Here is a 17,819-nt window from a genome sequence, read left to right as displayed (position 1 = left end):
GATTTGTTTAATCGGTTAATCGATATTCACTGCATTGTTCAAACGTTCTTACGAAACTTATAACTGCAAACCAAATTTTAATTCTACTACCGACGAGACATTCCTACGGAATGTTTTTTTCAATAAAAAAATCCCAATATTCTTTCGAACATTGGGATTTATATATTTATTGTAAAGATTTGTGCTAAATCGATTAAACAATTAACCGATTAAACAACTCTTATTACAAAATAATTTTTTTTTCCACTTTGCAACAATACAAACTGATAATTAATTAAATCATTTGCTGTTAAAACAAAATCTTCTTTTATTTTTTCTCTGTTTACAGAAATTGAGTTTGCTGTTAAAGCTCTTCTTGCTTCTCCGTTAGATTTAAAGAAACCCGTTTTTTCATTTAAAACTGTGATAATATCCAATCCGCTTTCTAAATCAGCTTTTGTGATTTCAGCTTGAGGAACTCCGTCAAAAACTTCTAAGAAAGTCGCTTCGTCCAATTTTTTCAAATCTTCTGCAGTTGAATTTCCAAACAAAATATTAGAAGCTTGAATCGCTTTTTCTAATTCTTCTCTATTATGAACAAAAACAGTAATTTCTTCTGCCAGTTTCTTTTGTAAAACTCTCAAATGTGGAGCAGTTTTGTGCTCTTCGATTAAAGCCTCAATAGTATCTTTATCTAAGAAAGTAAAGATTTTAATATATTTCTCAGCATCAACATCTGTTGTGTTTACCCAAAATTGGTAGAATTTGTATACAGAAGTTTTATCAGCATCCAACCAAACGTTTCCACCTTCAGATTTACCGAATTTAGATCCGTCTGCTTTTGTAATTAAAGGCGTTGTTAAGGCGTAAGCTTTAGCATTCTCACCTCCCATTCTACGCACTAATTCTGTTCCTGTGGTAATATTTCCCCATTGGTCAGAACCACCCATTTGCAGAATACAATTGTTGTTTTTATATAAATGATAGAAATCGTAACCTTGAATTAACTGATATGTAAATTCTGTAAAAGACATTCCCTCACCTTCGCCGCTAAATCTCTTTTTTACAGAATCTTTAGCCATCATATAGTTTACGGTAATTCTTTTTCCAACTTCACGTGCAAAATCGATAAAAGAGAATTCTTTCATCCAATCGTAGTTATTTACCATTACTGGTGCATTCGCTTCGGTTGAATTAAAATCTAAGAAACGAGACAAAACGCTTTTAATTCCAGCTACGTTTTTAGCTAGAGCTTCTTCATCAAGCAAGTTTCTTTCATCAGATTTACCAGAAGGATCTCCAATCATTCCTGTTGCTCCACCTACTAAAGCAATCGGTCTGTGACCAAAATTCTTTAAGTGAACCAATAAAATGATCTGTACCATACTTCCGATGTGCAGTGAATCTGCCGTTGGATCAAAACCGATATAGGCAGTGGTTGCTTCTTTTAGCAATTGTTCTTCCGTTCCAGGCATACTATCATGGTATAACCCGCGCCATTTTAATTCTTCAACTAGATTCTTCATTTTTTTAAATAATTTGCGCAAATGTAATCAATGTCAATGGTAATGGCAAAAAAGTCTGCAACGAAGACACTAAGGCACAAAGTTTTTGTTTTTTTACAGTGAAAGTATTTCGTAAAATTTATTGAAATAAAAAATTTTGCACCTTAGTGTCTTTGTGGCAAAATCCAAAAAACCTTTGCAATTTTGTCCCTCTGCACCTTTGCACCTTCCAACCAAAAACTTATCTTTACAACATGATATTAGTAACTGGCGGAACAGGTTTAGTAGGCTCACATTTATTGCTTCATTTAATAGAAAATGGAGAAAATGTTCGGGCAATCTACAGAACTGAAAAGAATGTTCAGAAAACAAAATCGGTTTTTGACTTCTATAAAAAAACAGATTTGTTTGAAAAAATCAATTGGCTTGAAGCCGATATTCTAGACATACCTTCACTTGAAAGTGCTTTTATCAATATTAAACAAGTATATCATTGTGCAGCTTTTATTTCGTTTGATCCAAAAGACGAAGAAATCCTTAGAAAAACTAATATTGAAGGAACTGCAAACATCGTCAATTTTGCTATTGCCAAAAACGTAGAAAAATTTTGTTTTATCAGTTCGATTGCTGCTTTAGGAGACATTGCACCTCACGAAACACAGATTACAGAAGAGACAGATTGGAATCCTGAAAAACCGCATAGCGATTATGCCATTTCTAAATATGGCGCCGAAATGGAAGTCTGGCGCGGACACCAAGAAGGCTTAAATGTTATTATTGTAAATCCAGGAGTAATTTTAGGACCGCCAAAAATGATGGATATTTTTGATGAAGGCAGCAGCGAAATTTATCGAAAAGTTTCTAAAGGACTTCCTTTTTACACACTTGGAAGCACGGGTTTTATTACGGTTGATGACGTGGTAAAAATCAGTTTTGAACTGATGAAAAGCGAAATAAAAAACGAACGCTTCACTCTTATTTCAGACAATATCATTTTTAAAGATCTTTTAAACACCGTTTCTGACGTCTTAAAAGTAAAAAGACCGCATATTCATGCAACACCTTTTTTAATGAATTTATTATGGATGACTGACGGAATATTTTCGACATTGTTTTTCAGAAAAAGAAGCATTACAAAAGCAACGGCAAAAGCTTCGTACTCAAAAAATCTATATAGTAACGAAAAAATAAAAACCGCTCTAGGAACGGTTTTTACTGATATTCATAAATATATTTTAGAAAACTCTAAATTATAATTCTCTTCTTTGCTTTCTTTGCGCCATTCTAATTGAATCGATATTAATTTTCGAAATTCTTTTTTGAACTGAATCTTTCGAAACTTGTTTTGATTCTTTGGGTTTATTTTTATTTTCTTTGGCTGCTTTTTTTTCATCTATTTTAGCTAATGAATCTGCAGCTCTTTGATTGACTTCAATTCTTTTATTGACCTGATCAAACATGTCTTTATAATTATCATAATCAGAAGCATAATACATATTGTTCTGTGCAAATTGAAGACTGTCTACTTTATATTTTTTCAAAACAAACTTTGTCGGATCGTTATCTATAGAATCCAAAGACAATGGTTTCTGATATCTCATTGCTTCCAAAAGAGATAAATCATACATAATATCAATCATTTTATCTTTCTCAATAAGCTTTGCAGGCTGTTTAACCACATCCTTTTTACAGCTTATAGAAAGAAACAAAACCAATATTATTACTATAAAATTCTTCATAGCTGCTTTTTATCTGTCAAACAATAATCTTTTACCCGCTCTGGTATCTTTTACTTTGAAATTATTGTAAACTAATTCACCGTTTACAAAAGTATGCGTTATTCTAGATTTGAAAGTATAACCTTCAAACGGAGACCATCCACATTTGTATAAAATATTTTCTGGCTTCACGCTCCAAGGCAAACTTGGATTAACGATTACTAAGTCGGCGTGGTAACCTTCTTTAATAAATCCTCTTTTTTCTATTTTGAAAAGTTTAGCTGGATTGTGGCACATTTTTTCCACGATTTTCTCCACACTAATTTTTCCCTGATGATGCGCTTCAAACATTGCTACAACTGCGTGTTGCACTAGCGGACCGCCAGATGGTGCATTCAAATAAGATTGCTGTTTTTCTTCTTTTGTATGAGGAGCATGATCTGTTGCAATAACGTCAATTCTTCCGTCATTTAAAGCTTTCCAAAGCTCCGCACGATCATCGGCTGTTTTAACTGCAGGATTCCATTTAATGAAATTTCCTTTTGTTTTATAATCTTCGTCTGTAAACCAAAGATGGTGTACACAAACCTCAGCAGTTATTTTTTTCTCTTCTAATGGAATTTTATTCGTAAACAATTCCATTTCTTTTGCTGTTGAAAGGTGGAAGATATGCAGCCTTGCACCAGTTCTTTTAGCTAAAGCAACCGCTTTTGAAGAAGAAATGTAGCACGCTTCTGCACTTCTAATTAAATTGTGCGCCGTAACAGGAACATCGTCGCCGTATTGTTCTTTAAAAGCCACAAGATTATTTTTAATTGTAGTTTCGTCTTCGCAGTGAACTGCAATCAACATTGGAGTGCTAGAAAATATTTTTTCCAAAACCGCTTCATTATCCACCAGCATATTTCCTGTAGACGAACCTAAGAAAATCTTGATTCCTGCAACATTTTTGGGATTTGTTTTTAAAACTTCTTCCAAATTATCATTTGTCGCTCCCATCATAAACGAATAATTCGCAAATGATTTTTGAGATGCAATTTGATATTTATCTTCTAATATTTCTTGAGTAACCGCATTTGGAACAGTATTCGGCTGTTCGATAAAAGAAGTGATTCCTCCCGCAACAGCAGCACGAGATTCTGATTCAATATCGCCTTTGTGCGTTAAACCAGGTTCTCTAAAATGCACCTGATCGTCTATCGCACCTGGCATTAAATAATTTCCTTCGGCATCTATTACGATACAATCTGAAGTTTTTAGCGAAATACTGTCTGCAATTTCAACAATCAGATCGTTTTCAATTAAAACATCACCTTCAAAAATTGTCCCTTCGTTTACAATTTTGGCGTTTTTTATTAAAATCCTGTTCATTTCGGTTGGTTTATAATGAATTGACTAATTTTCTTAATCTAAGCGAAATCACACCAAGTATAGCTTCTTTAATAATAGCATTGCTCATTTTAGAAACTCCTTTTGTTCTATCTGTAAAAATAATTGGGACTTCGGTAATTTGAAATTTGGCGCAGTAAGTTCTGTACTTCATTTCAATTTGAAACGCGTATCCAACAAACTTTATTTTATTTAAATTGATTTTCTCCAGAACTTCTCTTTTGTAGCAAACAAAACCTGCAGTGGCATCGTGAATTTTCATTCCGGTGATAAATTTCACATAAACAGAAGCAAAATAAGACATAAGAACTCTACTTAAAGGCCAGTTTACAACATTTACACCTTTTACATAACGAGAACCAATTGCAAGATCTGCTCCGCCAAAATGACAAGCATCGTATAATTTTTCTAAATCATTTGGGTTATGCGAAAAATCGGCATCCATTTCAAAAATAAATTGATAATCGCGTTCCAAAGCCCATTTAAAGCCATGGACATATGCAGTTCCCAAACCTGATTTTTTTGTTCTCTGTTCTAAAAAAAGTTTTCCCGGATATTCTTCCTGCAATGCAATTACTTTTTTTGCAGTATGATCTGGAGAATTATCATCGATAATCAGCAAATGAAAAGGTTTATGCTGTGAAAGTACGGCTCTAACTATACTTTCTATGTTTTCAATTTCGTTATAAGTGGGAATTATGACAATACTATCATTCATTTTTTCTCGGTAATTTCACCGCAAAAGTAAACTTTTTATAGCATTTGATTCATAATAAATATATAATAAAAGTATTGCATCAAAAAATTACTAATTTTGCAAGGCTATGATTGAACAATTACATCCTCGAATTCTTGAAAACAAAGACTGGGCAACACTTTTATTTGTGTTGACCTTTGCTGTTGTTGCCATGACAAAATCGGCTTACGAAACAAGATTTAGTGAGTTTAGTAAACTTATTTTTTCTGATAAATACGCTAAAATTTACAGAGACAACAGCCACATGAAAAACAGCTTTACGGTCGGGTTATTTTTTGTGCAGATTGTATCGTTTGCCTTTTTTATTCTGCTTACACTGAATATTTTTGGACATGCTTCAAAAACCGACTGGGTTTTATTTATTCAGATCGCTACTTTCCTACTTTATTTCATTTTAGGAAAATATTTAATCGAGAAAATTGTAGCAGCTTCTTTCAATATTGACGAATTTGTAGAGCTTTTTAACTTACAAAAAGTAACGTACAGGACTTATATTGGCGTTTTAATCCTTCCAATCAATGCAGTTTTGTTCTATTACAACAATATTCCACAAATTATACCGCTAGCAATCATAGGCATTTCGCTGTGTATTAGCGTATACTCTTACTTTATTTCAATTAAAACGTATCAAAACGTAATTATCGGTAAGTTATTTTATTTTATTTTGTATCTTTGCGCTCTTGAAATAGCCCCTTATTATTTTCTCTATTATTGGATAACAAAAGGGAGTGCTTAGAAAATATTTATAATATGAAAGTGAAAACAATTTTGGTGTCACAGCCTGAACCTAAAGTGGAGAATTCTCCTTACTTTGAGCTCCAACAAAAACACAAAATAAAAATTGATTTCAGACCATTTATTCATGTAGAAGGGGTTAGCGCAAAAGAGATTCGATTACAAAAAATCGATCTTAATCATTACACTGCGATCATTTTAACAAGTAGAAATGCTGTAGATCATTTTTTTAGAGTGGCTGATGAAATGCGTTACAAAGTTCCTGAAGGGTTGAAGTATTTTTGTCAATCTGAGGCTGTTGCGTTTTACCTTCAAAAGTATGTTGTGTACAGAAAACGTAAGATTTACGTTGGAGCAAAAGATTTTGCAGATTTATCTCCGTTAATTAAGAAGTACAAAGACGAGAAGTTTTTACTTCCTGCATCTGACCAATTAAATGCAGATGCTCCTGTTACATTAAACGGTTTAAAAGTAGATTGGGCACAAGCAATTTTCTACAGAACTGTAATGAGTGATTTATCTGATTTAGCAGATGTTTATTATGATGTCTTAGCTTTTTTCAGTCCGACAGGAATTAAATCATTGTTTAAAAATTTCCCAGATTTTAAACAAAACGACACCAGAATCGCCGTATTCGGAAGCACAACTCAAAAAGAGGCTTTAGATCATGGTTTAAGAATTGATATTCTTGCTCCAACTCCAGAAACGCCTTCTATGACAATGGCTCTAGAGAAATACGTAGCAGAAGCTAACAAAGGAAAATAACCTTTTATAAAATATACAATTTTTAAAATTCCAAATTCCAAGTTAACCGCTTGAAATTTGGAATTTTTGTTTTTAGGCTTTTTTCGCTCGTTTCCTGTAGTTGGAACTACGGGTTATATTTCAATTGGGAATTTAAAAAATAGGGATTTCTTTTTCCAACGTATTTTAACTACATTTGATTCCTATTGACAACCCAAATCGCAAAAATAGTTTCAAATTGTAAGTTATGAAAATCAACTCCCTCTTAATTGAAATTGACGGAATCGACAAAGAAATCCTTCGCTATCTTATGGACGATGCCCGAAAACCAATCTTGCAAATTGCTAATAAAATAGGAATTTCTGGAGCAGCAATCCACCAGAGATTAAAAAAACTAGAGCAATCTGGAGTTATTTCTGGTTCTAAATTCACCGTTAATCCAAAAGTTCTAGGTTATAATACCATGGCCTTTGTTGGCGTTTATCTAGATAAAGCTTCAAGAAACTCTGAAGCTGTAAAAGAACTCCGCAAAATCCCAGAAGTTTTAGAATGCCACTATACCACAGGAAACTGGTCAGTTTTGATTAAAATTATCTGTCGTGACAACGAACATTTAATGCAGCTTCTTAATACCAAAATTCAAGCTATTGAAGGGGTTTCCAGAACCGAAACTTTTATTTCGTTAGATCAACAAATTGATAGACAGATCCAGCTTTAGAATTAGAAAATGTGCCAATGTGCCAATTTGAAAATTAGATAATTTTATGCTAGCTGTTATTCTGAGTGAAGTCAAAGGGCTTAATTACCTATAAAGGCTTCGACTCCGCTCAGCCTGACAAACTTAATAAAAAAACAAAACCCGACAGATTTTAAAAAACTGTCGGGTTTGCAATAAATTATCTAATTAACTAATTATCTCAATTAACTAATTAGTTCCTTCTGCTTCCAGAATAAATTGATATATAGTACAGCAACGTTGCAATCGAACCAATTGCTGCTACTACATAAGTTCTTGCTGCCCATTTTAAAGCATCTTTTGCTCCAGCTTGTTCTTCTTGCGTAAGCATGTGCTTATTTTCTAGCCAAGCCAATGCACGGTTACTAGCATCATACTCTACCGGAAGTGTAATAACAGAAAACAAAGTTGTTGCCGCGAAAATGATGATTCCGATTAATAATAAACCTGGAAAAACTTTAATCATTAAAATTCCAGCAATTAAAATCCATTGTACATAATTTGAAGCAACACTTACAATTGGCACTAACTTAGAACGCATTGTAAGCCATTCGTAACCAATTGCATGCTGAACTGCGTGACCGCATTCGTGCGCTGCAACAGCTGCTGCGGCTGCATTACGATGGTTATAAACTGCTTCACTTAAATTTACTGTTTTATCTGAAGGATTATAATGATCTGTTAACTGACCTGGCGTTGAAATCACACGAACATCTGTAATTCCGTTATCGGCAAGCATTTTTTCAGCAATTTCTCTTCCGCTCATTCCGTTTCGCAATTGCAATTTCGAATATAATTCAAATTTACTTTTCAGCTGCGAGCTTACCAGCCAGCTGAACAACATTATAGCTCCAGCAATAATTAAATATCCTGATCCCATTTTTTTGTGTTTTTAGATTGATTTTTAAATTTACAAAACAAACTGCAAAATGCGAACCATTTTAACAAAATGCCATTTTGACATTTTTTTACCACTTTTGGCTTAATTCAGCATGTTGTTTTTAAGCAGAAAAGCAATTAATTCTGCCACATTTTTCATTTTGTACTTCTGAAGAATATTACGTCGGTGCGTTTGAACGGTTAGAAAGCTCAAAAACAAATCGTCGGCTATTTCTTGAGTCGATTTTCCTTGCGAAAGCAATAAAGCTATATCACGCTCTCTTCGGCTCAAACCCGGAATTCTTTCCAAATCTTCAGACAAAGGCTGGCTAATTATGGTTTTTACTTCTTCGCTAAAGACAATTTCGCCATCAATTGCTTTGTAAATACATTCTTTAAACTCATCAAAAGAAGCGTTTTTAAGAATATAGCCGTTCCCTCCGTTCTGAATAAACTGCATGACCAAACTTCTTTCAGACTGGCTGCTCATGCCTATAATTACAATTTTAGGATGCTTTTGTTTAATTGTTTTGCACAGATCAACGCCATTTATTACGGGCAGAAAAATATCCATTAAAATCAAGTCCACTTTATGATCTTCGATATAATCTAAAAGCGCAATTCCAGATTCAAATTTTTCTACAATTTCTATATTATCTAAATCCGCCAGCAAACCTGAAATTCCAGAAATCACAATCGGATGATCGTCTACTATTATTGTTTTATACTTCATAATCATGATTTGGGTTATATTTTAATTCAATATAAGTTGACGTTCCTTTATCAAGAACCGAATCAATTTCTATTTTTCCATTCAAAAAAGCCACACGGTTTTTAATATTTCGCAAGCCCATTCCATCTCTTTTTTCTGCATATTCTACATTAAAGCCAATTCCATTATCTTCTACGGTAATAAAAAACACATCTTTGTTCTGCGAACAAGAAACCAGAATCTGCGATGCTTTGGCATATTTTAAAGAATTGTTCAGAAGTTCCTGAATGATTCTGAAAATCATGATTTTAAAATGCTGCGGTAAAGTTGTTTTTTTTATTAAATACTGAAAATCAATCGTAGTTTCGGCGGTTGAATGCGAAGCACATAAATCTCTAAGCGCATGTTCGAGACCCAATTTCATCAAACTTTCGGGCATTAAATTCTGAGAAATATTGCGCAATTCTTTAATCGAATCATTTAACAAACCATTAATATTGGGTGCATTTTCTTTATTCTCACGGTCGGAAAGATTCAAATGCATCTTAAGCCCTGAAAGCATACTTCCGAGTCCATCGTGCAGATCTCTCGCAATTCTTTTACGCTCAACTTCTTCGCCTTCAATCAAAGCATTTGAAATTGATAGTTTCTGCTGGTTTTCTAATGCTTCAAGTTCTTGTTTATGATTGACTTCTTTTTGAAAACTTATTTTTTTCTGATAATTATTCCAGCTCCATAAAAACAAAACCGTCAGAAACAATACAAACGAAAGCACCGCAAAAAGCATCATATTCAAACGATTATTATTAACCTGCAAAACCGCTTTTTCATTTTCTGACTGCAGCAAACCAATTTTCTTTTCACTTTCCGCTTTTTTATATTTTGCCTCAAGCTCAACAATTTCACTTTTCAATTTGGCATCGTTAAGACTGTCGTTTATTACATTGTATTTATTCGAATAATAATACGCTTTCGGATATTCTTTTGTTGCATTATAAACTTTAGACAGTTCTTTATAATAATTTTTTTTATCTACAATAAAAGGCGTTTTTGCGATTAGATATTCTAAATTGCTTTTGGCTTTATCGTAATTTTTCAGTTTAAAAAGCACTTCATATTCTGCAAATTTCAATCTGTTTACTGCAATGGCATTTTGATGGCTTTCTGCCGATTTAATTCCTTTTTCAAAACTCACTAATGCTTCATTGTGTTTATTCTGTTTAGAATAATAAAGCCCTTCTGAGTAAAAATAGGAATCATTTAGATTTGATTCTGGGTATTTTTCTAAAGTCGCATAAGCTTTATCCAGAATTTCTTTTGCATCATAAAAATGTTTCAGCTCAACCAAATTCTCTGCATTTATAATATACGTTTCCATCTTAGACTCTGCTAAGGTTGCAGATTTCTTGGTTGCGCTCTCGATATATTTCTGAGCTTGATCCAGATATTCAGCTGCTTTTTCGCGTTCATCATTATTCATAAAAATAATAGCAACTGCTTTATTTAATGCACTAATTAATTCATAATCGCCACTTCTTTTAGCAATAGGAATTGCTTCATTTACCAGCAATTTCATGTAAGCGTTTTCATTATTTTTGCGCTGCTGCATAATTCCATAATTCTGAAGTATGACAGCACGAAGTTTATAAGCTTCTTTATTTCGGTATTTTTTAAGTTTAGAATTGGCTTCTAGTAAAGCTTTTTCAAAACCTTCCAAATCGCCCTTTTCTATAAAACTATAGGCATTATAGAAAATAGAAGCATCTTTTAGAAAAGGAAATTTGGCTTTAAGCTTATTTGCCTGTTCAAGATATTCTTTGGATTTTTTTGCATCCTGCGCCATCAAAAACAGTTTTGACAATCTAAAACTATTCAAACTTTTGACACTGTCTGATTTTGTGTCTTTTGTGATTTTAACAATACTGTCAATATAAACAGTATCATCATCTAAGGAAAGAATTACTTGTGAATTGGAAATTGCAGTAAAAAATACAAAAAATAAAAAGGCGTAGAGTTTCTTCATAAATGTGGCATTTACTCAAAGTTATTAAAGCTTAATGACTTTCAAAAAGAAATTAAGCGCTTTTACCTGATATCAGGTAATAAAAAATACATTTTATCAGGTATTGCCGCCCCGTAAGTAAGGGTCTAATTTTGTTATGAATCAGATTATTAATTATAAAGAATATATTATGAAATCAATTTTGAAAACCTTAGCAATTGTAATGACTCTTGCTTTTACAGCAGTTTCATGTAGTAGCGATGATGATAAAGACGGAAACAACTCAAGAGACGTTAAATATGAAGTAACAGGAAGCTTTTCTGGACAAATGGATGCAGTTTATATGGAGTCTGGAGATGCTGGACAAAGTGTAGATATTACCAAATTACCTTGGACTAAAGAATTTACTGCTTCCGCAGGTACTACCGGTGCTTCAGTCCAAGTTTCAGGTCATGGAGGTGTTGTTGATCAAACTTTAACTGTAAAAATTTACGTTGGAGGAAAAGTAGAAAAGGAAACGACTGCAATAGCAAAAAGTGACGGAACAATCGTTGCAATCCCTGGTACTTTCATCTTCCCACAATAGTTTATAGAAATTTAAAATTTTAGATTTTTGTTTTTGGTAAAAGAAAGCTTCGCAATTGCGAAGCTTCTTTTTTATGATTCTAATTGATGATTGACTTCTTCAAATTTTTCAATCAGACTATTAATTTTTTCTTGCTGTTTTCTGGTTTGTTTTGGATGGATATAAAACCAATTAAACAACATCCAGAACAATGTCATTCCATAAATCAAAATTGCCATAAAAGGCTTCATTCTACTTGCATATTCATACATATACAAACAAATCCCAACGGTTAGCAAAACAAAATATAAAGTCATCAGTTTCTTCTGCATAAAGTTTTGTTTCCTTTTAATCGAAATCAGATTTTGCAAATACTGCTGATTGGTCTGATTTGCTTCAATGTTTTTATAATTCCCTAACAATTTATTGTAGACCATTAAAAAAATCAACATTGCCAAAATCACCAAAACAATTCCAATCTTAGTCGAAACAAATTGTGGCTGATAATAAAACCAAATAAAGGCAATAAAAGCGCTGGTTGCCAAAAGCAAAATATTCGTAATCCATAAACAACGCAAACTTGTTTTCTTAAACTTATCTATTCGCGCCAGCAAATCGGTCATATCTGGCTGACTTACGGATTGTTTTTTCCATAAATCTTTAAAATCTATATTATTATCGTTGTCCATTTTCTTTAAATTTTTGAGTCAGTTTTTCTTTAATTCTGTGAATTTTCACTCTAACATTTGCTTCAGAAAGTCCGACGATTTTGGCAATTTCATTTTGTTTGATATCTTCTAATTCTAACGAAATAATGATACGATCGGTTTCTGGAAGCTCGGCAATGCATTTGTACAAGAATTGAATCTGAGGTTCTAATGATGTTTGTTTTTCTTCTGAAAGATGAACAGGAAGTTCAGATTTAGGGAAACGCTTTTGTTTTTCTATCTGCCTAAGACAATTATTGGAAGCAATTCTAAAAATCCACGTTCCAATAGAAGATTCGTTTCTAAAAGTTTCCAGTTTCTGCCAGACAATTATAAAAGTTTCCTGAGCCAAATCCTGCGCAGCATCATAATCGTTTACGAAACCCATGCAAAGCCTAAAAATTCGATCCCAATATGTTTTGTAGATTTCTTCGAATTCCATTTTAAGATTTTAAAAAATTATTCAATTGTGCCAAATACCAAGCTGTATCATCATACATTATAAAATGCAAACCTTTATCGGCATATTGAAAATTGGCTGTTTTCAGGTTTGTATATTGCCCTTCTATTACTGGTTTTAAATTTATAAAATAAGATTCTAATAAAACTAACGACGGACATTTTATCTGTGTGATTTTCGCTCTTAAATCGGTATTATAAAAATCGCAATACATTTGCCCAAAAGTGGTTCTATCCGATTTTACACTCCAATCAACCACCATATCCAGTTTAGATTTATCTTCTAAAAGTCTTGGCATAGTTTGCTTCTGCATATCGCGAAATTGAGTCTCGTTCATCGACGTCATTTGAGTAATCATTGGCGAACAGTCATTGTTTTCTTTTGATTTAAAAGAAGCGTCGCTCAAAGCCGCCAAACACGGAAGCGCGTCCACAACCACAATTTTCCCAATTAATTCAGGATAATCTGCAGCAATGGCAAGTGCCAATCCTCCACCCATGCTATGACCAACTAAAATTGGCTTTTCAATTTTATTGTCTTTGATGTAATTGGCGATTTCGTTTTTCCAATTTTCAAATGAAGGATTTGGCTGAGCTTTCACTCCAGCAAATCCTGCCATTGTAAGTGTATAACAGGTGAAATCTTTATCAAAAACTGCTTTGGTATCATTCCAAACTTCTCCAGAAGAAGCAAACCCCGGAATGAAGATTATAGATTGTTTCCCTTTTCCTGTTTTTAAAACTTCAAACGGATATGATTTTGTTTGTGCAAAAACATTTAGACATAATGCTGAGAATAAGAATGCGATAATTAAGATGATATACTTTTTCATTTTTAATAGTTTTTAAGTTGTTAAAATTCTAATAGCAATAAATTGTTAATTAAATCGGATCCATGCTTTTGATACGGCAACTATTAAAATGTTACAACGGAAATGAAAATTTTTATAAAAAAATTACAAATCCCAATGTTGGTGCGGGTTTTAACCGCACAGTATGCAAAGGTTTTTCGCAAAGAACGCTAGGTTATTTGCTCGCAAAGACGCTAAGTCGCAAAGTTTTTTTCATAATCTTGTCATCCTGAGGAACGAAGGATCACACAAGATATTCCGCAAACTAAATCGTCAATCTTTGTCGAGTTGCATGTGTGATCCTTCGTTCCTCAGGATGACAAACTGAACGGTGTACTTCTTGAAAATGACACTCTCATTTTATGTCAGTCTGAGCGAAGTCGAAGACCACGTTAGAAGCTCCACAAGCAAAATCACCAATCTTTATAGAGTCACTCGCATGGTCTTCGACTTCGCTCAGACTGACAAACTATGCACTTTTGAGGAATAAAATTCGAGAAAATTCGTGTAATTCGTGGCGAAAAAAGCATAAAAAAAATCCCAAACTCCAACAATTGGAATTTGGGATTTAAGATATTGGAATTTTAAAACAATTAACCGACTAGGTTAATTATTTTCCCAGGAACGATAATCACTTTATTTGGCGTTCTACCGTCTAAGTGTTTTTGAGTTCTTTCGTCTTTCATAACGATTTCTTCGATTTGTTCTTTTGTTAAGTCTAAAGGCAATTCGATAGTGAAACGCATTTTTCCGTTGAAAGAAACTGGGTATTCTTTATTAGTTTCAACTAAATGTTTTTCTTCAAAAATTGGGAACGCCACTTCAGAAATTGAAGTCGTATGTCCTAATTTTGACCATAATTCTTCAGCGATATGAGGCGCATAAGGTGAAACCAAAATTGCTAATGGTTCTAAAATCGCTCTTGAATGACAGTTTTGAGAAGACAATTCATTAACACAAATCATAAACTGAGAAACCGAAGTATTGAAAGAGAAATTCTCGATATCTTCTGCTACTTTTTTGATGGTTTTATGCAACGATTTTAAGTTGTCTTTTGTTGGTTCGTCGTTGTTTACGATTAAGCCATTATCGTCAAAATACAATTTCCATAATTTTTTCAAGAAACCAAATACTCCTGAAATTCCGGCAGTATTCCAAGGTTTTGCTTGCTCTAATGGACCTAAGAACATTTCGTATAAACGTAATGTATCTGCACCATATTCATTACAAATATCATCTGGAGTTACTACATTATAGTACGATTTAGACATTTTTTCAACTTCACGGCCAACAATGTATTTTCCATTTTCATCAAAAACAAATTCAGCTGTAGCAAAATCTTCTCTCCAAGCTTTGAATTTTTCTATATTTAATTCGTCTGAAGAATTAACAAAATTCACATCAACGCGAATTGGCTGTACATTTTGACCTTCAATTTTATTTTTAGATACAAAAGTATTTGTTCCTTCTAATCTGTAAACATAAGCCGTTGTACCCAAAATCATTCCCTGATTGATCAGTTTTTTAAATGGTTCTTCGGTTGGAGCAAAACCTTTATCTTTTAAGAATTTGTTCCAGAAACGAGAATACAATAAGTGACCAGTTGCGTGCTCACTTCCTCCAATGTATAAATCTACATTTTCCCAGTAAGCCAAAGCTTCTTTAGACGCAAATTCATTTTCATTGTGCGCATCCATATAACGCATCCAATACCATGAACTTCCCGCCCAACCTGGCATTGTATTCAATTCTAAAGGAAAAATCGAAACATTATCAACTAAATCGGTATTAACAACTTTATTTTGTTTTGTATCCCAAGCCCAAACTGCCGCGTTTCCTAATGGAGGCAATCCGTCTTCTGTTGGTAAATATTTCTCTACTTCTGGCAAAATAATTGGCAAATGCTGAGACTCGATCATTTTTGGCAATCCATTCACGTAATAAACTGGAAATGGCTCACCCCAATAACGCTGACGAGAGAAAACTGCATCACGCAAACGGTAATTGGTTTTACCTTTTCCTTGTCCGATTTCTTCTAATTTTTCAATCGCTTTTTGAGTTCCTTTTTTATAATCTAATCCGTTTAAGAAATCAGAGTTTGCGATTTCAACGTTATCTTTTGATCCATAAGCAGCTTCAGAAATATCAACATTAGCGAAGATATTTTTGATTTCCTGCATTCCGTTTTGGCCTTTAAAGAAATTAGCAAAAGCGTAATCTCTTTCGTCTCCGCAAGGAACCGCCATTACAGCGCCAGTTCCGTAACCCGCTAAAACGTAATCTCCAATCCAAACCGGAATTGGCTCTTTTGTAAAAGGATGTTCCGCATAAGCTCCTGTAAATGCACCCGAAATGGTTTTTACATCGGCCATACGCTCGCGCTCAGAACGTTTTGCCGTTTTTTCGATGTATGCCTCAACTTCTTCTTTTTGTTCCGGAGTTGTGATTTTAGCAACCAAATCATGTTCTGGCGCTAAAGTCATAAAAGTTACTCCGAAAATAGTGTCAGGACGAGTAGTGAAAACCTCGATTACTTCATTGTGATCTTTCACATTAAAAGTCACCAATGCTCCTACTGATTTCCCAATCCAGTTTCTTTGTGATTCTTTGATAGACTCACTCCAATCAATATCATTTAGACCTTGAAGCAAGCGTTCGGCATAAGCAGAAATTCGCATACTCCATTGTGTCATTTTTTTTCTTATAACAGGAAAGCCTCCACGCTCCGAAACTCCGTTTACAATTTCGTCATTTGCCAATACAGTTCCTAAGCCCGGACACCAGTTTACTTCGGTTTCTGCCAAATATGTCATTCTGTATTGCAACAAGATTTTTTCTTTTTGCTCTTCAGAATAAGAATTCCATTCATCAGCAGTAAAAATCGCTACGTTATCGTCGCAAACTGCTTCAACTAATGCATTTCCACTTTCTTCAAAAACAGTTACAAGCTCTGAAATATCAAATGCTTTTCCTTGTTTTCGGCAATACCAAGAATTGAACAATTGGATAAAAATCCATTGTGTATGTTTGTAATAATCCGGATTTGATGTACGCACTTCACGCGCCCAATCAAAAGAGAATCCGATTTTATCTAATTGTTTTCTGTAACCAGCGATTTGTTTTCCTTCTTTGTCAACACCACCGTCAATGTTTACGCGCGTAGTATCCTCTGGACGTTGCCCTGTCTGGATTGCATATTGTTCTGCTGGTAATCCGAAACTATCGTAACCCATTGGATGCAAAACATTGAAACCTTGGTGTCTTTTGAAACGAGAATACACATCTGAAGCAATATAACCCAACGGATGCCCTACGTGTAATCCTGCTCCAGACGGATAAGGAAACATGTCGAGAACATAATGTTTCGGTTTTTCGGAGTTATTTTTTGCTGCAAAAGTTTGATTTTCTGCCCAATATTTTTGCCATTTGGCTTCAATTTCGTTTGGATTGTATTTCATTTTATAAGGTTCAAAGTTGCAAAGTGACAAAGATTCAAAGTTTTTCTCACTTAATGAATTATCGCGCAAATTTACATTTATTGTGCATTGTTGCAAAGCTATTTCATTGACAAACAAATAAAATAACAAATTACTTATTTTTAATTAAGTAAAAATACGTATTATTGCAATTATAAATACGTATTTAATTCTTCTGATATGTCTGAAAAAAAGAAATATAATATTGAAGTCCGTATTTGGATTGAAGAAACGGAAGGCGCTTTCTTGGGAATTGGCAAAATCTGGCTTCTTGAAAATATCAGGAAAACGGGATCGATTACCAATGCCGCCAAAGAAATGAAAATGGCGTATCGGCAGGCTTGGCAATTGGTTGAAGAAATGAATCAGCGCGCCGAAAGTCCTTTAGTAGAAAAATTACTTGGCGGAAAAGGCGGAGGCGGCGCTAAATTAACCGAAGCGGGAGAAAGAGCTATTGTTGTATTTTACGAAGTCGAAAAACGCATTAAAGAATTTGCCCAAAAAGAAACTCAGAATTTAAAATTTTAATTTAAAGAAAACCACTCACAGAGATTTTTAATCTCGCAAAGACGCTAAGTCGCAAAGAGAATAATTTTAAAACTTAA

17 protein-coding genes are annotated in these 17,819 nt (G+C 33.8%); 6 read left to right on the top strand and 11 right to left on the bottom strand.

The window, feature by feature from the left end; all coding sequences use genetic code 11:
• Positions 1-209: 209 nt before the first annotated feature.
• Positions 210-1,505: a tyrosine--tRNA ligase gene (gene tyrS / locus ABXT06_RS12200; protein WP_354591007.1), complete on the bottom strand. Its 1,296-nt coding sequence runs from the start codon at positions 1,503-1,505 to the stop codon at positions 210-212.
• A 233-nt stretch (positions 1,506-1,738) separates the two neighbouring features.
• Here tyrS and ABXT06_RS12195 point away from each other — a divergent pair, with 233 nt between their 5' ends.
• Positions 1,739-2,740: an NAD-dependent epimerase/dehydratase family protein gene (locus ABXT06_RS12195; RefSeq protein WP_354591006.1), complete on the top strand. Its 1,002-nt coding sequence runs from the start codon at positions 1,739-1,741 to the stop codon at positions 2,738-2,740.
• Here the strand turns inward: ABXT06_RS12195 and ABXT06_RS12190 are convergent.
• From ABXT06_RS12190 to ABXT06_RS12180, 3 genes are read right to left on the bottom strand one after another with little or no spacing between them, the layout of a single operon-like run.
• The gene (locus ABXT06_RS12190) at positions 2,735-3,223 is read right to left on the bottom strand and encodes a DUF4296 domain-containing protein (protein WP_354591005.1); all 489 of its coding nucleotides are present in this window, start codon (positions 3,221-3,223) and stop codon (positions 2,735-2,737) included. The genes ABXT06_RS12195 and ABXT06_RS12190 overlap by 6 nt on opposite strands.
• Before the next feature lie 9 nt (positions 3,224-3,232).
• On the bottom strand, positions 3,233-4,573 hold the full coding sequence (locus ABXT06_RS12185; RefSeq protein WP_354591004.1) for a dihydroorotase: 1,341 nt from the start codon (positions 4,571-4,573) through the stop codon (positions 3,233-3,235).
• A gap of 10 nt (positions 4,574-4,583) precedes the next feature.
• Entirely contained in the window at positions 4,584-5,309 is a 726-nt protein-coding gene (locus ABXT06_RS12180) for a polyprenol monophosphomannose synthase (RefSeq protein ID WP_354591003.1), read from the bottom strand.
• Between the two features lie 106 nt (positions 5,310-5,415).
• On the opposite strand from ABXT06_RS12180, the gene ABXT06_RS12175 reads away from it, so the two are divergent.
• From ABXT06_RS12175 to ABXT06_RS12165, 3 genes are all read left to right on the top strand, one after another.
• Positions 5,416-6,084 carry a DUF4271 domain-containing protein gene (locus ABXT06_RS12175; protein WP_354591002.1) on the top strand — a complete coding sequence of 223 codons (669 nt, stop codon included), beginning with the start codon at positions 5,416-5,418 and terminating at the stop codon, positions 6,082-6,084.
• Between the two features lie 14 nt (positions 6,085-6,098).
• Positions 6,099-6,848, top strand: a complete 750-nt coding sequence (locus ABXT06_RS12170) for a uroporphyrinogen-III synthase (protein ID WP_111365823.1) — start codon at positions 6,099-6,101, stop codon at positions 6,846-6,848.
• A 226-nt stretch (positions 6,849-7,074) separates the two neighbouring features.
• Positions 7,075-7,545, top strand: a complete 471-nt coding sequence (locus ABXT06_RS12165) for an Lrp/AsnC family transcriptional regulator (RefSeq protein ID WP_008465121.1) — start codon at positions 7,075-7,077, stop codon at positions 7,543-7,545.
• A gap of 211 nt (positions 7,546-7,756) precedes the next feature.
• On the opposite strand, the gene ABXT06_RS12160 is transcribed toward ABXT06_RS12165, so the two are convergent.
• The 3 genes from ABXT06_RS12160 to ABXT06_RS12150 all read right to left on the bottom strand — a co-directional run bounded on the left by ABXT06_RS12160 (position 7,757) and on the right by ABXT06_RS12150 (position 11,177).
• On the bottom strand, positions 7,757-8,443 hold the full coding sequence (locus ABXT06_RS12160) for a zinc metallopeptidase (RefSeq protein ID WP_095928287.1): 687 nt from the start codon (positions 8,441-8,443) through the stop codon (positions 7,757-7,759).
• A 102-nt stretch (positions 8,444-8,545) separates the two neighbouring features.
• Positions 8,546-9,175, bottom strand: coding sequence for a response regulator (locus ABXT06_RS12155; protein ID WP_354591001.1), 630 nt, complete (start codon positions 9,173-9,175; stop codon positions 8,546-8,548).
• Entirely contained in the window at positions 9,165-11,177 is a 2,013-nt protein-coding gene (locus ABXT06_RS12150) for a tetratricopeptide repeat-containing sensor histidine kinase (protein ID WP_354591000.1), read from the bottom strand. The genes ABXT06_RS12155 and ABXT06_RS12150 overlap by 11 nt, the downstream gene beginning before the upstream one ends.
• A 169-nt stretch (positions 11,178-11,346) precedes the next feature.
• Here ABXT06_RS12150 and ABXT06_RS12145 point away from each other — a divergent pair, with 169 nt between their 5' ends.
• Positions 11,347-11,742: an MmpS family transport accessory protein gene (locus ABXT06_RS12145; protein WP_354590999.1), complete on the top strand. Its 396-nt coding sequence runs from the start codon at positions 11,347-11,349 to the stop codon at positions 11,740-11,742.
• A 71-nt stretch (positions 11,743-11,813) separates the two neighbouring features.
• Here ABXT06_RS12145 and ABXT06_RS12140 read toward each other — a convergent pair whose 3' ends face one another.
• The 4 genes from ABXT06_RS12140 to leuS form a co-directional block, all read right to left on the bottom strand.
• Complete coding sequence (locus ABXT06_RS12140) at positions 11,814-12,410, bottom strand: hypothetical protein (protein WP_354590998.1); 597 nt, start codon at positions 12,408-12,410, stop codon at positions 11,814-11,816.
• On the bottom strand, positions 12,397-12,870 hold the full coding sequence (locus tag ABXT06_RS12135; RefSeq protein WP_354590997.1) for an RNA polymerase sigma factor: 474 nt from the start codon (positions 12,868-12,870) through the stop codon (positions 12,397-12,399). The genes ABXT06_RS12140 and ABXT06_RS12135 overlap by 14 nt, the downstream gene beginning before the upstream one ends.
• Position 12,871: 1 nt before the next feature.
• Entirely contained in the window at positions 12,872-13,720 is an 849-nt protein-coding gene (locus ABXT06_RS12130) for an alpha/beta fold hydrolase (RefSeq protein WP_354590996.1), read from the bottom strand.
• Positions 13,721-14,331: 611 nt separating this feature from the next.
• A complete protein-coding gene (gene leuS / locus ABXT06_RS12125) occupies positions 14,332-17,196 on the bottom strand; it encodes a leucine--tRNA ligase (RefSeq protein WP_354590995.1) in 2,865 nt (954 codons plus the stop codon).
• 198 nt (positions 17,197-17,394) lie between these two features.
• Here leuS and ABXT06_RS12120 point away from each other — a divergent pair, with 198 nt between their 5' ends.
• Entirely contained in the window at positions 17,395-17,742 is a 348-nt protein-coding gene (locus ABXT06_RS12120; protein ID WP_354590994.1) for a winged helix-turn-helix domain-containing protein, read from the top strand.
• Positions 17,743-17,819: the final 77 nt, after the last annotated feature.

It is taken from the genome of Flavobacterium sp. UW10123, from assembly GCF_040538975.1.
Taxonomy (GTDB): domain Bacteria; phylum Bacteroidota; class Bacteroidia; order Flavobacteriales; family Flavobacteriaceae; genus Flavobacterium.
The sequence above is the reverse complement of the archived record's forward strand: the minus strand, read 5'-3'. Positions and strand labels throughout refer to the sequence as shown.

Excerpts from the sequence above, each read along its gene's own strand:
- ABXT06_RS12150 (WP_354591000.1), bottom strand. The coding sequence starts at position 11,177 with ATGAAGAAACTCTACGCCTTTTTATTTTTTGTATTTTTTACTGCAATT.
- ABXT06_RS12120 (WP_354590994.1), top strand. The coding sequence starts at position 17,395 with ATGTCTGAAAAAAAGAAATATAATATTGAAGTCCGTATTTGGATTGAA.
- ABXT06_RS12190 (WP_354591005.1), bottom strand. The coding sequence starts at position 3,223 with ATGAAGAATTTTATAGTAATAATATTGGTTTTGTTTCTTTCTATAAGC.
- ABXT06_RS12165 (WP_008465121.1), top strand. The coding sequence starts at position 7,075 with ATGAAAATCAACTCCCTCTTAATTGAAATTGACGGAATCGACAAAGAA.
- ABXT06_RS12135 (WP_354590997.1), bottom strand. The coding sequence starts at position 12,870 with ATGGAATTCGAAGAAATCTACAAAACATATTGGGATCGAATTTTTAGG.
- tyrS (WP_354591007.1), bottom strand. The coding sequence starts at position 1,505 with ATGAAGAATCTAGTTGAAGAATTAAAATGGCGCGGGTTATACCATGAT.
- ABXT06_RS12195 (WP_354591006.1), top strand. The coding sequence starts at position 1,739 with ATGATATTAGTAACTGGCGGAACAGGTTTAGTAGGCTCACATTTATTG.
- ABXT06_RS12155 (WP_354591001.1), bottom strand. The coding sequence starts at position 9,175 with ATGAAGTATAAAACAATAATAGTAGACGATCATCCGATTGTGATTTCT.
- ABXT06_RS12180 (WP_354591003.1), bottom strand. The coding sequence starts at position 5,309 with ATGAATGATAGTATTGTCATAATTCCCACTTATAACGAAATTGAAAAC.
- leuS (WP_354590995.1), bottom strand. The coding sequence starts at position 17,196 with ATGAAATACAATCCAAACGAAATTGAAGCCAAATGGCAAAAATATTGG.
- ABXT06_RS12160 (WP_095928287.1), bottom strand. The coding sequence starts at position 8,443 with ATGGGATCAGGATATTTAATTATTGCTGGAGCTATAATGTTGTTCAGC.
- ABXT06_RS12145 (WP_354590999.1), top strand. The coding sequence starts at position 11,347 with ATGAAATCAATTTTGAAAACCTTAGCAATTGTAATGACTCTTGCTTTT.
- ABXT06_RS12170 (WP_111365823.1), top strand. The coding sequence starts at position 6,099 with ATGAAAGTGAAAACAATTTTGGTGTCACAGCCTGAACCTAAAGTGGAG.
- ABXT06_RS12130 (WP_354590996.1), bottom strand. The coding sequence starts at position 13,720 with ATGAAAAAGTATATCATCTTAATTATCGCATTCTTATTCTCAGCATTA.
- ABXT06_RS12140 (WP_354590998.1), bottom strand. The coding sequence starts at position 12,410 with ATGGACAACGATAATAATATAGATTTTAAAGATTTATGGAAAAAACAA.
- ABXT06_RS12175 (WP_354591002.1), top strand. The coding sequence starts at position 5,416 with ATGATTGAACAATTACATCCTCGAATTCTTGAAAACAAAGACTGGGCA.
- ABXT06_RS12185 (WP_354591004.1), bottom strand. The coding sequence starts at position 4,573 with ATGAACAGGATTTTAATAAAAAACGCCAAAATTGTAAACGAAGGGACA.